At 68.8% G+C, this 14,388-nt stretch carries 9 protein-coding genes; 5 read left to right on the top strand and 4 right to left on the bottom strand.

Annotated features, from left to right (window positions below):
• Positions 1-28: 28 nt before the first annotated feature.
• From ACZ7M3_RS04875 to ACZ7M3_RS04860, 4 genes are all read left to right on the top strand, one after another.
• On the top strand, positions 29-1,951 hold the full coding sequence (locus ACZ7M3_RS04875; protein ID WP_472060757.1) for a propionyl-CoA synthetase: 1,923 nt from the start codon (positions 29-31) through the stop codon (positions 1,949-1,951).
• Between the two features lie 61 nt (positions 1,952-2,012).
• A complete protein-coding gene (locus ACZ7M3_RS04870; protein ID WP_472060755.1) occupies positions 2,013-4,205 on the top strand; it encodes an ATP-binding SpoIIE family protein phosphatase in 2,193 nt (730 codons plus the stop codon).
• A 395-nt stretch (positions 4,206-4,600) separates the two neighbouring features.
• The gene (locus ACZ7M3_RS04865; protein ID WP_472060753.1) at positions 4,601-5,668 is read left to right on the top strand and encodes an alkene reductase; all 1,068 of its coding nucleotides are present in this window, start codon (positions 4,601-4,603) and stop codon (positions 5,666-5,668) included.
• Between the two features lie 947 nt (positions 5,669-6,615).
• Positions 6,616-7,146, top strand: coding sequence for an alkyl sulfatase C-terminal domain-containing protein (locus tag ACZ7M3_RS04860; protein WP_472060751.1), 531 nt, complete (start codon positions 6,616-6,618; stop codon positions 7,144-7,146).
• A gap of 77 nt (positions 7,147-7,223) precedes the next feature.
• Here the strand turns inward: ACZ7M3_RS04860 and ACZ7M3_RS04855 are convergent, their stop codons facing one another.
• From ACZ7M3_RS04855 to ACZ7M3_RS04845, 3 genes are all read right to left on the bottom strand, one after another.
• Positions 7,224-8,468: an NADH:flavin oxidoreductase/NADH oxidase family protein gene (locus ACZ7M3_RS04855; RefSeq protein WP_472060749.1), complete on the bottom strand. Its 1,245-nt coding sequence runs from the start codon at positions 8,466-8,468 to the stop codon at positions 7,224-7,226.
• A 121-nt stretch (positions 8,469-8,589) separates the two neighbouring features.
• Positions 8,590-10,158, bottom strand: coding sequence for a long-chain-fatty-acid--CoA ligase (locus tag ACZ7M3_RS04850; protein WP_472060747.1), 1,569 nt, complete (start codon positions 10,156-10,158; stop codon positions 8,590-8,592).
• 34 nt (positions 10,159-10,192) lie between these two features.
• Positions 10,193-11,677 carry an amidase gene (locus tag ACZ7M3_RS04845; RefSeq protein WP_472060745.1) on the bottom strand — a complete coding sequence of 495 codons (1,485 nt, stop codon included), beginning with the start codon at positions 11,675-11,677 and terminating at the stop codon, positions 10,193-10,195.
• Positions 11,678-11,795: 118 nt separating this feature from the next.
• Here ACZ7M3_RS04845 and ACZ7M3_RS04840 point away from each other — a divergent pair, with 118 nt between their 5' ends.
• Positions 11,796-12,368: a TetR/AcrR family transcriptional regulator gene (locus tag ACZ7M3_RS04840; RefSeq protein WP_472060743.1), complete on the top strand. Its 573-nt coding sequence runs from the start codon at positions 11,796-11,798 to the stop codon at positions 12,366-12,368.
• Between the two features lie 679 nt (positions 12,369-13,047).
• Here ACZ7M3_RS04840 and ACZ7M3_RS04835 read toward each other — a convergent pair.
• Positions 13,048-13,917 (bottom strand): alpha/beta fold hydrolase, encoded by an 870-nt coding sequence (locus tag ACZ7M3_RS04835; protein ID WP_472060742.1) that lies wholly within the window; start codon positions 13,915-13,917, stop codon positions 13,048-13,050.
• Positions 13,918-14,388: the final 471 nt, after the last annotated feature.

Here is a 14,388-nt window from a genome sequence, read left to right as displayed (position 1 = left end):
AACCCCCGAAGCCACAAAGGAGTGCGCGATGGGAAAGTACGAGGATGTCTTCCGCGCCAGTACCGAAGATCCCGAGAGCTTCTGGCTCAGGGCGGCAGAAGGCATCGACTGGGATGTCACTCCGCAACGCGCCCTGGACTCCTCGGACGCACCCTTCTACCGCTGGTTTCCCGACGGGCGGCTCAATGTCTGTTTCAACGCGCTCGACCGGCACGTCGAAGCCGGACGCGGCGAACAGACCGCGCTCATCTACGACTCACCCGTGACCGACACGCGGCGCACGTACACCTACGCACAACTGAGGAACGAGGTGGCAGCCTTCGCCGGAGCGCTCGCGCAGCTCGGCGTGGGACACGGCGACCGGGTGGTGATCTACATGCCGATGGTGCCGGAGGCCGCCGTCGCGATGCTGGCCTGTGCGCGTATCGGCGCGGTCCACTCGGTCGTCTTCGGCGGGTTCGCCCCACGCGAACTCGCCCTGCGCATCGACGACGCGGCCCCCAAGGTGGTCGTCTCCGCCTCCTGTGGCATCGAGGGCAAGCGTGTGATCGCGTACAAGCCCCTGCTCGACCGGGCGATCGAACTCGCGGTCCACAAGCCGGAAAAGAGCGTGATTCTGCAACGCCCCCAGGAGCCGGCCGAGTTGGGGCCCGACGATCTCGACTGGGGCGACCTGATCGCCGCCGCACCGCCGGCCGACTGCGTTCCCGTCCCCGCCACCGATCCCCTCTACATCCTCTACACGTCCGGAACGACCGGAAAGCCCAAGGGAGTCGTGCGTGACTGCGGCGGCTACGCGGTCGCCCTGCACTGGTCGATGGGAGCGGTCTACGACGTGGGCCCGGGCGAGACGATGTTCACCGGCTCCGACGTCGGCTGGGTCGTCGGGCACTCGTACATCGTCTACGCGCCCCTGCTGGCCGGCGCCACGACGGTCCTGTACGAAGGCAAGCCGGTCGGCACGCCGGACGCGGGCCAGTTCTGGCGCGTCGCCGCGGACTACCGGGTGAAGACCATGTTCACCGCGCCCACCGCGTTCCGGGCCATCCGCAAGCAGGACCCGCAGGGAACGCTCACCGCGGACTACGACCTGTCCGGCCTGCGCCACCTGTTCCTCGCCGGCGAGCGCCTCGACCCCGAGACCTATCACTGGGCGAGCGCTCTTCTGGGCATCCCGGTGATCGACCACTGGTGGCAGACGGAGACCGGCTGGCCGATCGTCGCCAACCCTGTGGGCATCGAAGCCGCTCCCCTCAAGCCGGGCTCCCCCACACGCCCGCTGCCCGGCTGGGACGTCCGCGTCCTCGATCCCTCGGGCAATGCGGTGCCCACGGGCGTCGACGGTGCGATCGTCGTGAGGCTCCCCCTGCCGCCCGGCGCACTCCCCACACTCTGGAACGACGACGACCGCTACGTCGCCTCCTACCTCTCCGCCTACACCGGCTACTACCTCACCGGCGACAGTGGCCACATCGACGATGACGGATATGTCTTCGTCATGGGCCGCACCGACGACGTCATCAACGTCGCCGGACACCGGCTGTCCACCGGCAGCATGGAAGAGGCCCTGGCCACCCACCCCGACGTCGCCGAATGCGCCGTCATCGGCGTCGCGGACGCACTGAAGGGGCAGGTACCGCGCGGCTTCGTCGTCCTGAAATCCGGAGTCGACCGCGAACCGGGCGAGGTCGAGACCGAGCTCGTCCAGCTCGTACGCGAGCGCATCGGCGCCGTAGCCTCACTCAAGGACGTCACGGTTGTGGCCGCCCTGCCCAAGACCCGCTCGGGAAAGATCCTGCGCAAGACGATGCGCGGCATCGCCGACGGCCACGACGAACCCATCCCCTCCACGGTGGACGACCCCAGCGTCATCGAGGTCCTGCGCCCGGCTCTCCGCCCCCCGGTCACGCCCCGTGAACGACCGACCCCCAAATCGGCCGAGGGCGAGTGACCGCCTCCGTCGCACTGAGCAGGACACGACCCGTCGACCAGGGTGCGGGTACATTTTGCTTATGGGAACCGACACCCATGTTTTCCTCAGCGATCTCGCCAGAGGCCTCGCGCCCCGAGCGGATCAATTGGCCGATGTGGTGCTACGGCAGTTGCGCGACGAACTTCCCGAGGTGTGGAAGTACGAAGACATCGCCGCCGTGGCACCAGTGGCCCTGTCCGAACACGTCGCCGCCAGTCTGGATTTCCTCGAACGCGGCCTGGATATGACCGAGGTCAGGACGCCACCTGCCGCCATCGAGTTCGCTCGCCGACTCGCTGGGCACGGAGTGCCGATCAGCCAGCTCCTTCGCGTCTACCGGCTCGTCCACTCAGGTCTGCTTCAGCAGTACTACGCGGAGACAGTCCGTGTCGCCGGGTCCCAGGAGCTGATCAACGCGACGACGCTCACATTGAGCGCGATGGCCTTCGAGTACGTCGATCGCACGGCGGAACAGACTGTCGTGGTATATCAGCGGGAACGTGACCGCTGGCTGCAGCGGCGACTGATCATGATCAATGAGGCCGGGGCACGGATCGGGACGACCCTGGACACCACCCGCACCGCGCAGGAACTGGCGGACGTCGGTGCCGACCACCTCGCGGGCCTCGTCACCGTCGACCTCCTCACCTCCGTCCTCCAAGACGAGGAGACGTCCGCGACAGCCGGTCCACCGGCGCTCCGCCGCATCGCCCAGGCGGTCTCGGACGGCTGCCCGGACCCGGCAGTCGCCACAGGGCAGACGCACACCTACCCGGAAGACTCGGAGCCGGCTCGCGTCCTGGCCACAGGACAGCCCCTCCGGCTCCACATCGCCGCCGACGACGTCCCCACGTGGCTGGCGATGTCAGCGGACCACAAGCTCACCCTGCGCGCCCTGGGCCCCCACTCCACGCTCCTGATCCCGCTGTGTGCCCGTGGAAGCCCGCTGGGACTTGCGCAGTTCGTCCGCCGTCACGCGGCAGACGCCTTCGACGACGACGAGCTGCTCCTGGCCCAGGAGATCGCGTCCAGAGCAGCAGTGAACATCGACAACGCCCGTCGCTACACGCAGGAGCGTTCCACCGCACTCACCCTCCAACGCAGCCTGCTGCCGCAACACGTGACGCAGGAGTCCGCCGTCGAGACGGCGTCGCGCTACCTGCCCAGCGGATCGCGAGCGGGAGTGGGAGGCGACTGGTTCGACGTGATACCACTCTCCGGAGCCCGCGTCGCACTCGTCGTGGGCGACGTGATCGGTCACGGCCTCCATGCCGCGGCCACCATGGGCCGGCTCCGGACGGCCGTCCGCACGCTGGCGGACATCGACCTGACCCCCGACGAACTGCTGACACATCTGGACGACGTGGTCATCCGCCTGCAGCGCGAGGAGGAACGGGGCACGGACGAGATCAGCGCCACCTGTCTGTACGCGGTCTACGACCCTGTGTCCCGCACCTGCTCCCTGGCCAGCGCCGGACACATCCCGCCGGCCATGGTGGCCCCCGAGACCGCCGGCGACAATGCCCCCGCATCCCGCACGGTGTCCTGCCCGGAGCTACCGATCGGCCCGCCCCTGGGCCTGGGCGGACTCCCGTTCGAAACCGCCCAGTTCGAGCTGCCACCAGGCAGTCGGCTGGTTCTGTACACCGACGGCCTCGTCCAAAGCCGCTCACGCGACGTCGAGACCGCCCTCACACTGCTGCGCGACGTTCTCGCCCGGGCACCGGCGTCGCTCGAGGAGACCTGCGACGAACTGCTGTCCACACTGCTTCCCAGCCGCCCCGCAGATGACGTCGCCCTCCTTGTGGCACGAACCCGAGCTCTTGACGCCGATCACGTCGCCACATGGGATCTCCCCTGCGACCCGGCAGTCGTTTCCGAAGCTCGCGTCCACGCATGCGATCAGCTGGCCGCCTGGGGTCTGGAAGAGCTGGCCTTCACCACTGAGCTCGTGGTCAGCGAACTGGTGACGAACGCCATCCGCTACGGCAAGAGCCCCATCCAACTGCGGATGATCCTTCAATCCGCTCTGACATGCGAAGTTTCCGACGCCAGCAGCACCGCCCCGCACCTGCGCCGGGCTCGAGTCTTCGACGAGGGCGGCCGTGGCCTGCTCCTCGTCGCCCAGCTCACCGAACACTGGGGCACACGGCACAACCGCGAGGGCAAGGTCATCTGGGCGGAGCAGTTGATTCCCCCCTCCCTCGCCGAAGTCTCATCCGCTCCGGCGTGAGGTTCTGCGCGAGACACCACGGCTGTTGACGACGATGGCGCGAGCCGGCGACGCCGGGCCACGACGACGGACCGCGGTGGCGCCACCGGCCTCCTCGGGTGTGACCGCACAGAGGCGCGTGTCGCGCCCCAGACGACCGCACGGATGAACTTCAAGCCCAACGCTTCTTGACTCACCCCCAGGAACCCCACTTGCGACCGCCCACCCCGCAATATAGTATTACGCTCGTACTTTTATAGATCGCGCCGACGACAGCTCGGCCGGTAGGGGCCAGGACGGGTGCGCCATCGGGCCCCTGGAGCAGGAAGGCCCGGCGTCCGCCCAGTCGATCACACCCGCACGGTGTCCACCCCCGCCCCTTGGCGATCCATCACCCATTCCCCGAGGAATCACCCATGCTGAACGCCCTTTGGAACCCGACCACCGTCGGAGAGATCTACCTGCCGCACCGGCTGGCCATGGCCCCCCTGACCCGCAGCCGGGCCACCCCGGACGGCGTACCGACCGAGCTGAACGCCGAGTACTACGCCCAGCGCGCCTCGCACGCGCTCATCATCACCGAGGGCACCCAGCCCTCCGCCGACGGCCAGGGCTACCCGGTCACCCCGGGCATCTACACCGAGGACCACATCGCGGGCTGGCGCAAGGTCACCGACGCCGTGCACAAGGCCGACGGGCGCATCGTCATCCAGCTGATGCACGCCGGGCGGATCTCCCACCCGGACAACACGCCCCACCACCGGCAGCCGGTGGCTCCCTCCGCGATCAAGCCCGCGGGCCAGACGTTCACCGCGTCCGGGCTCCAGGAGATGCCGGTGCCGCGCGAGCTGTCCACCGAGGAGGTCGCCGCGACGGTCGACGACTTCCGGCGCGCCGCCGCGGCCGCCATCGCGGCCGGCGCCGACGGCGTCGAGATCCACGGGGCCAACGGCTACCTGGTCAACCAGTTCCTCTTCCCCAGCGCCAACCAGCGCACCGACCAGTACGGGGGCTCCCTCGACAACCGCATCCGTTTCGCGGTGGAGGTCGCCACGGCCGTGGCCGACGAGATCGGCGCCAGCCGCACCGGCATCCGGATCTCTCCCGGCAACCCCTTCCAGCTCAACGACCTCGTCGAGAGCGACTCCCACGAGCTCTACCCGCACCTCTTGCGCGCCCTCGCCCCCCTCAATCTCGCCTACCTGCACATAGGCCACGGTGGCGACGAGGAACTCCTCTTCACGCTCCGCAAGCTGTGGCCCACCACACTGATCCTCAACCGGGCCGGCACCGACATCCCCACTCGGGCCAAGGACGTCGAAGACGGCCTGGCCGACGTCATCACCGTCGGCAGCATGGCCCTCGCCAACCCCGACCTCGTCGAGCGCGTACGCGCCGGCGCGCCCCTCAACACCCCCGACCCCGCCACCTTCTACGGCGGCGGTGCGGCCGGCTACACCGACTACCCCACCCACTCCGCCTGACGAAGGCCGGGCGCCCGAAGGAATGACCGACCTCGGGCGCCCGGACGCGGCTGCGGCGCACGGCGGCAGGCAACCCGAGACGAGAAGTCACGGGCTGCGACCGACGTGCGCCGCAGCCGTTCCACCTCGTACCCCGGCGTTCCGCGCCGCGGTCAGGGAAGTCCGGCATCACCACGCAGACATCACCCTCCACAGATCAACAGCGGGGGGCAAGAGACGGGGAAGGGATGAGGCATCGGTGCGTCGGGACCAGATCCGAACCAGGTCCGATCCGCCGGTCGGCACTGAAGGTCGCCCTTGCGGGAAGGCGGCGGGCCTGTGTCCACGGTGCCCCGCCGCCGAGACGAGCATGGTGGCGCGGATACCTCCGTGCACGCTGCCGATCGGGTTGCAGCGCTCCTCACCCGGCGTCAGGGAGAAGACCGCCCTGCCCGGCTCCGCCTCGTCCAGGGCATGGTCAATGGTGTAGTTGACGGGCGGCCCCGGCAGGTGCCGCCACGCACCTCACGCAGAAATTCGATGCCGACCACGCGTGCGGCGGCTTCCGCCAGGATCGCGGGATCTTCCCATTGACACATACGTGTTCGCCCCACGTCCGAGCACTGACACCGTCAGCGGAGTCCGCCGTTTCGACGACTTCCACCCCCACATCAGCCTGTCCGAGGGCGTCCTCAGCAGCCGCCTCCGCAAGCGGGTCCGGCCGACGTCCCGAAGACCGTCCCCTACCAGGAGCCGGACTGCGGCACTCCGGTCCGCGTCGTAGCCGAGTGCCCCGCGGCATACTCCGCCCTCAACCCTGCGGAAGTCACCGCCCGGCTGGGAGCCGGTGCCCACCCCCGGTCGTAAGCCATCGGCCTCGCGGCCGCGGGCCGGACGGCAGTGCAACTTCAGCTCTTCGGCCACCAGGAACCCACCGCATCGACGAACGAACAGCCCAGCTCGGCCGCATGCCGTCGATCGGACCGAATCGCCTCACCGACCGGCTTCGCACGCTGCACGCGATCGGCGTCGTCTCCAAGGCCGAGCCGGCGCCGGAGTACGCCCTGACCGACTTCGGCGAAGGGCTGAGGATCCCGGTCATCGGACTCGGGCTGTGGGGCCTGGGCCTGATGAGCGACGGTGTCGATCCGTCGACTGCTCGGACGGACATGGTGGCGCTGTGCATGACCATGGCGATCGCCCCCGGTCGGCTGGCCGGTCTTGCTCTCGAGTGCGACGTCGATGCCGGTGCACGGTTCTCCATGTCCGTCGATCACGGGGCGCTCCGGGTCCGGTCCGCGAGGTCACCTGCCGCCTCGCCCGCCACTGTGGCGTGCGACGCGGGAACGTTCATCGCGCTGTCGCTCGGGGATGAGGAGCCGTCCGCCGCCACCGAGTCCGGCCGCCTCGCGGTGGACGGCGACGTCGAGGCGGTCCATCACCTCTTCACGGCCTTCGCCGAGGCGGCCCGGCCGCTCACCACCGTCCGGTCGGCCTGATCAGGCGTTGGAGAGCAGGCTGGTGCCGCCCGCGGCGGTCCTCAGGTTGTCGCGGGCGGCACCAGCCGGAGCGGGCCTCAGGCCCCACGCTTACGACGGAAGGAGGTCCTGCCGTTTCGCCGCACCATCGAGACAGTGGTGGCCAGACGTCCGCGGCGCAGGTCGGGAGCGAGTCCGGCGCCGAGTCGGTGCAGCTGGTCGGCATGCCAGCTCAGGTCGAGCACCCCGTCGAGTGCTTTGAGGTCGGCGACCTTGCCGAGCACGCGGCGCATCCCAAAGCGCATCTGGTGTGCGACAACGGCCTCGGCGCGCCCCGTGAGGATCACGTCGGCGGCATCGGGCGTCGTGGCGGTGGGTCGCCCGATGCCGACGACATCGCACTCCCTGGCGGCGACGGCACCCGCCATTGCGTCACGGGAGCGGAAGCCACCCGTGACCGCCAGCGGGATGTCGCCCACCAGGCCGCGCACCGTGCGGGCGTACTCCAGGAAGTAGGCCTCTCGGGCGCGCGTCGACGCCGCTGAGGCACCTGTCATCGCCGGCGACTCGTAGTTGCCGCCGCTGATCTCGATCAGGTCGAGTCCTTCCCGCGCCAGAGCCGCGACGACTTCGCGGGACTCCTGCTCCGTGAATCCCCCGCGCTGGAAGTCGGCTGAGTTGAGCTTGACGGCGACGGCGAAGCCGGGTGACACCCGTGACCGTATGCGGCGCACGACCTCGAGGACAAAGCGCATCCGGCGCTCGGGGTCGCCGCCCCACTCGTCGTCGCGCCGGTTCGACAGCGGGGAGAGGAACTGGTTGACCAGGTATCCATGAGCCCCGTGCACCTGTACCCCGGCGAAGCCTGCCGTCTCGCACACCGCCGCCGCGGCCGCGAACCGCTCGATGATGTCCTCGATCTCCGCGGACGTCAGCTCGCGGGGCTTGGTGGCGCCGGGCAGGTTGAGCGTGATCGGGCTGGGTGCGACCGGTGTGTGCCCGAGCGCGAGCATGTTGGCCTGACGGCCGGGATGGTTGAGCTGCACCCAGGTCGGAATGCCGGCGTCCTTGGTCGTCGCGGCCCATCGGGTGAGCGCGGCGAGGTCGCGCTCGTCCTCGATGACGACGTTGCCCGGCTCGCCGAGTTGGGTGCGGTCGACCATGACGTTTCCGGTGATGATCAGTCCGTACCCGCCGGTGCTCCAGGTCCGGTAGAGCTGCTCGATGCGATGGTCCGGGGCATTGCGCCTGTCGGCGAGTCCCTCGCTCAACGCGGACTTCATGATCCGGTTCGGCAACACCTGGCCGTTGGGCAGAGTCAGGTGGTCGTGAAGGGACGTCATGGCCAGACTTCCTTGGGTCGGGGTGAGTGCGTGGGGGTGTGCGGGTGCCCTTGAACAGACGGGCGGCATCGACCGAGTTGCCCGACCGCCGATGAGCTCCGGCTCTGTTCGGCCGGGCCGGTCAGGCGAGTTGACGCTTGAGGATCTTGCCGGTCGAGGTCAGGGGCAGTTCGTCGACGAACTGGACGACGCGCGGGTACTTGTACGCGGCGAGCCGCTCCTTCGCCCAGCCGACGAGCTCGTCCTCGGTCGTGCCGCTGTCGGCCTTCTTCACCACGACGGCCTTGATCTCCTCGCCGTGGGATTCGTGCGGTACGCCGATCACGGCGACCAACGAGACGGCGGGATGCTCCATGAGCATTTCCTCGATCTCGCGCGGATAGACGTTGAAGCCACCGCGGATGATCATGTCCTTGGATCGGTCGACGATGTAGTAGAAGCCGTCCTCGTCCTTGCGTGCGAGGTCGCCGGAGCGGAACCAGCCCTCCTTGATCGCCTCGGCCGTCGCCTCGGGCCTTCTGTAGTAGCCCTTCATGACGTTGTGTCCCTTGATCGCGATCTCCCCGATCGTGTCGGGGCCGCCCTCGGCCTCGGACCAGTCGTCGCGGATGAGTTTCATCTCCACGCCCGGGATGGGCACTCCGATCGACCCGACGCGGGGTGCCTCACCGAACCGGGAGAAGGACGCGATCGGGGAGGTCTCGGACAGTCCGTAGCCCTCGAGGATCGTGACTCCGAAGCGGTCCTTGAACTGCTTGTGGATCTCGGCGGGCAGGGCTGAGCCGCCGGCAACCGCCACGCGAAGGTTCGCTGCCAGGCGGGCGACGTCGACCGTCTCGTCGAGTGCCGCGAGCAGACCCCAGTACATCGTCGGGACTCCGGCGAAGAACGTCACGTCGTGGTTGAGCATGAGACGCAGGGCGGCCTGCGCCTCGAACCTCGGCTGCATCACGATCGTGCCGCCGAAGGCGAAGGCGCCATTCTGGATCACGGTCTGGCCGAAGGCATGGAACAACGGCAACACACACAGGTAGGTGTCGGGGCGCTCGGGATCGGCCTCGAACAGGTCGATGCCGGTGAGCGCGTTCTCGTACACGTTGCGGTGCCGCAGCTCCGCGCCCTTGGGGTGACCGGTCGTGCCGGAGGTGTAGAGGACCACCGCGGTGTCGTCCTCGTCGCGCTCGACCGTCCGGAACGTCACGGGCTGCTCGGCGACGACCGAGGCGTAGGACTCCGGTGTCTCGTCCCCGTTCGGCGGCGCGCCACCGCTTTCGATCAGGAAGAACTCGGTGCAGCCCTCGGCGGCCCGGAACCCCGCCCACGCGGCCTGCCCGATCGGCAGCTCCGCCGTGCCCTCGAACGCGAAGTACGCCTTCGCGTCGGAGTCGGTGAGATGGTAGGCGACCTCGCGGGCCTTCAGCAGCACGTTCAGCGGCACAACCGCGGCACCCGCCTTGAGGATGCCGAAGTAGATGCTGGAGAAGTGGGGCAGGTTGGGGCAGGACAGTGCGACCTTGTCCCCCGGACGGATCCCGCGCGAGACGAGCAGGTTCGCGACGCGGTTGGCCGCGGCATCGAGGTCGTCGTACGTGATCCGGTCGTCGCCGAAGATGATCGCGGTGCGCTCCGGATGTCGGGACGCGGAATCCGTCAGCAGTCGTGACACGTTGCGGCGCGGACTGAGCATCATCGCTCTCCTGGTTCTCGGGGTGTGCGCGGTCGGTCTAGGCGAACGCCGGAGGCGGCACGAAGCCGTCCACTTCCCAACCCAGCAGAGCGGCGAACTCGATGGTGGTGAGATCGCCTCCGCTCGGGCCCATGGCCTGCAGACCGATGGGCAGTCCGCTCCTGCCCCTGCGCACCGGGATGGTCGTCGCCGGACCGCCGGAGACGTTGGCGATGGCGTTCCACTTGACCTGGTCCCAGTAAGGGCGCCGCACACCGTCGACTTCGAAGGGCCGCCCGAACCGGTCGATCAGCTTGTTGTGGTGGGCGGGGGCGGCCGTCGGGGTGACCGGCATGAGCACGATGTCGAAGTCCTTGAAGAACTCGAACCATCGCCGGCGGATCTCGTTGCGCACCGTGTGGGCCTTCAGCCAGTGATAGTGGGACTGGAAGGTTCCGAGCAGGGCGGGACCGGCGTCGCCGCGCGGGCGCTGGACCAGCCGGGCCAGCAAGGCGGCGTTGGGGGCGGGTGTGAGACCGCTGCGGTCGTAGGACAGCGCACCGAAGAGCAGGGGCAGGAAGGCTTTCCGGTGATTCGTCGCGATGTCGACAGGGAGGCGCGCCGGCTGGACCATGACCTTCGCGCCGGCCGCCCGCAGCACAGTGACCGCGTCGTCCACGGCTTCCGCGACGTCGCTGTCGACCGGACATGAGGGATCCTCGCTCCAGACGGCGACCCGGAAGTCGGCGAGCTTGGTCGCGCGCGGCGGTGCGAGCGTGTAGCTGAAACCGCCGTCGTAGTCGGCCGTCCCGACCGTTGCCCGCAGGATCGGGACGAGATCACGGGCGTCGCGGACCTGCGCGCCGCCGCAGGCCATGTCCGCGTCCGTCCACCGTCCCGCGCCCGGGCCGTAGGGCACATGCCCGATGAGGGGAATCGACCGCCAGGTCGACTTGTGGCCGTAGAGGCCGTTGAAGTGGGACGGGATCCTGGTCGAGCCTCCGATCTCCGAGCCGAAGTCGAACGCCGCGAGGCCCGCGGCGGTGGCGACGGCGCCGCCGCCGGCGGACCCGCCCGAGGTGCGGCTCGTGTCCCAAGGATTCGATGAAGGACCGAACACCGGGTTGTCGGCCTGAACGTCCTGGTTGCCCGGCGGCATGTTGCTCTTCCCCATGATCACAGCGCCGGCCGAACGCAGCCGCTTGACCGCCTCGGCGTCCTGGTCGGGCACGTGGTCCTTCAGGTCCGCACGCCCGCAGACGGTACGCATGCCCGCCGTCTCGAAGCTGTCCTTGACCGTGATCGGCAGGCCGTGCAGCGGGCCGAGGTCCTGCCCCGCCGCCCGCGCCGCGTCCGCTTCCGCGGCCTCGCGGCGGGCGCGCTCGGGGTCGAGTGTCACCACCGCGTTCAGCGCGGGATTGTGGGTGGCGATCCGCTCAAGGTAGAGCTCGACGAGTTCCTGGCTCGAGACCTCACCTGCGGCCAGCGCGCGTGACTGATCCACGGCAGATCGGAAGGGAACGTCACTCACGGCATGCCTCATCCCTGACGGTGACAGATCGGCTGCAACATTGTCTGTCGATCATAATATTACGCACGTCAGACCATAGATTAGGATGGGGTGCGAGGCAATGGCCCCGCGGAGCGAATGGAGGAACCCTGTGGTGCGCTACACCAAGGAGCACAAGCAGGTGACGCGGCAACGGATCATCGAGAAGGCCGGCCACCGGTTCAAGCAGGACGGCATCGACGGCTCGGGCATCTCCACGCTGATGTCGGATGCCGGGCTCACCAACGGAGCCTTCTACGCCCACTTCACATCCAAGGACGACCTCGTCGCCCATGTCGTGGCCGACGAACTGCGCACGCAGGTCGCGAGGTACGGCACTCTGCGGCCCGGCCGCCCTGGACTCGAGGACCTCGTTCGCGAGTATCTGTCGCCCGAGCACCGGGACCACCGCAGTGACGGATGCCCCTCCGCCGCCCTGCTCGACGAGATCGGCCGCTGCGGGGACGGGACCAAGCAGGCCTACAACGACGGCGCGCGGGAGATCGTGGATGAGATCGCCGCCCGCCTGGCACCCGAGGATCCGCGGTCCGCTCGCGGCAAGGCCATCGGGCTCTACACCATGATGGTGGGGACGTTGCAGCTGTCCCGCGCCCTCTCCGACGGGAAGTTCGCCGATGAGGTGCTTGAACGGGGAATCGAGAACGCCCTCTCGTTCATGCGCTGAGAGGAACGGCTGATCCGCGCCAGGGTGGCCGCCCGCTTCCGCCGCGCCCTGCGCCAGGACGTCGAGCCCGAGCGTGACCACGGTCCCCCCGGTCCAAGCGCCGACCCAGGTCACCACTCATGGCTCGGAGCCCCGATCGGGACGGCTCCCAGCCGCCCACCGAGTCACCGAGTCACCGAGTCACCGAGTCACCGAGGAGGCTTCTTCAGCCTCACCTCGCGCCGACCGGCCGGTAGGCAAGTGGAGTTGAGGGCAGCGACCGCAACGCATGAGAATCGTGCGACGCGAAGGACGCCGTCAGAGATTCCACTGCCGTCACGGACGGCGGCCACCCGGGTACCGGGCTGGCCATTGCGCACCGTCGTGAGCGCGGGCAGGCCGAGCCGTCCGGTGGAAGGCAGGAACACAACCGCCCCCACCGCAAAGCCCGTTCCCGCGTCGAGCAGGCCCTCGCCCTGCTGCCTGGGCCGGAGGATCCACCGAGGCCGCCGCCCGCCTCGATGACGGGGCGCACCCACCGCGCCAGGCTCGGCATCGCCGTCCCGTAGCAGTCGCCATCACCGGACGACCGGGAAGTAAGCAAGTCAGCGACTCCGAACGGGGGCTCAAGCCGCTCACCGGAGGAGCGTCACGGCTCCGAGGCAGCGTCCTCGGCCCAGGAGACGACCGCACTTCACACTTACTGCCGTTCGAGGAACTCGACAGCCGTCTCGACGAACTGCCGGTGGTACTGGAAGATGCCGCCGTGCCCGGCGTCGGGGTAGAACACCAACTCGCCGTTCGGCACTCGCCGCGCCAGGTCGGCAGAATTCTTCGACGGCACCATCCTGTCGCTCTCACCGTTCGCGACGAGCACAGGCTGGTCGATGACGGAGAGATCGTGCGGCCGCTCCACCCCCCAGCGGTGAATGGCCTTGAGCTGGGAGTTGTACGCACCGAGGGAGATCGCCTTGTCCCGGTCGTGGGTGCGCTCCTTCAGGCGGGCCAGGAACTCCTTCCCTGCCCGACGCCCGTTGGCGGTGCGGGTGAAGAAGAGGAACTGCTTCGGGTCCTGAAGGGTGAGCAGCGCTCGGACGGTGTCGAGATGGGACAACCGGGTCACGTTCTTGATGCCCTCGCCGCCCGCAGGGCCGGTACCCGTGAGGATCAGCCTGCGGACGAGGTCCGGATCGGTCTGCACGATCACCTGGGCGATCATGCCACCCATCGAGAAGCCATGGAGATCGACGTATTCGAAACCGAGCGCCCGGATGAAGGTGACGGCGTCCTTCGCCATCGCCTGGATGGTGCGTGGCGTCGAACCACTCGAAGCGCCGACACCCCGGTTGTCGAACGTGATGACGCGGCGCTTGGCGGCGATGCCGTCGACAACCCTGGGGTCCCAGTTGTCGAGGACCGCGGCGAGGTGGGTGAGAAAGACCACCGGGACGCCGGACCGGGGACCGAGTTCGCGATAGGCGAAGGTCACTCCCCCGGCGGTGATGGTGCGGGTCGGGGCGCTCTTGTACGACGTCACCACGTCACCTCGCACTTCCTGTGAATCAGTCACGGCCGTATCCCTTCGGCATGGGGGCTCCTGCGAGCACGCCGCCCCCTGCGTAGAGGGATACGGCGCTGAGCAGTCACCTGCATCTCCCGGCTGCAGCTGCAGTCCGCGGGGTCGACGGTCGGAGGCCGTGGATGTCCGAGCCCTGAGCGGTCGAGCCCCTCAGCGCCTCTCGCGTCGACGATTGAAGTATGACCATAATTCTATGGACCCGCAAGCCGCCGGGCCGAACGGGGCGACGTCATCGTCGGAATCGTGAATCAACTCTCCTGGCAGGCTCGGCTGTTCACGTCGCGGACCACTGATGCCTCAGCGACCGTGGGCGAGACATGGGCGACGTCGGCGACAACCGACAGGCTCCACCGCGCTGGAGGCGCAGTCCCGCCTTCCTCCTGGATCTCGGGGACGGGTTCGGCCATGCCCCGCCGCCGCCCACCCACCGGCCGCACCTGGGTGCACGTCCAGCCACGGAGC

Source organism: Streptomyces sp. NPDC111656 (assembly GCF_055656965.1).
Note: the sequence above shows the minus strand (reverse complement) of the source record. Positions and strands in the feature narration are given on the sequence as shown.

Coding starts and splice junctions, on each gene's coding strand:
- ACZ7M3_RS04860 (WP_472060751.1), top strand. CDS start 6,616: ATGCCGTCGATCGGACCGAATCGCCTCACCGACCGGCTTCGCACGCTG.
- ACZ7M3_RS04845 (WP_472060745.1), bottom strand. CDS start 11,677: ATGAGGCATGCCGTGAGTGACGTTCCCTTCCGATCTGCCGTGGATCAG.
- ACZ7M3_RS04865 (WP_472060753.1), top strand. CDS start 4,601: ATGCTGAACGCCCTTTGGAACCCGACCACCGTCGGAGAGATCTACCTG.
- ACZ7M3_RS04870 (WP_472060755.1), top strand. CDS start 2,013: ATGGGAACCGACACCCATGTTTTCCTCAGCGATCTCGCCAGAGGCCTC.
- ACZ7M3_RS04875 (WP_472060757.1), top strand. CDS start 29: ATGGGAAAGTACGAGGATGTCTTCCGCGCCAGTACCGAAGATCCCGAG.
- ACZ7M3_RS04855 (WP_472060749.1), bottom strand. CDS start 8,468: ATGACGTCCCTTCACGACCACCTGACTCTGCCCAACGGCCAGGTGTTG.
- ACZ7M3_RS04850 (WP_472060747.1), bottom strand. CDS start 10,158: ATGATGCTCAGTCCGCGCCGCAACGTGTCACGACTGCTGACGGATTCC.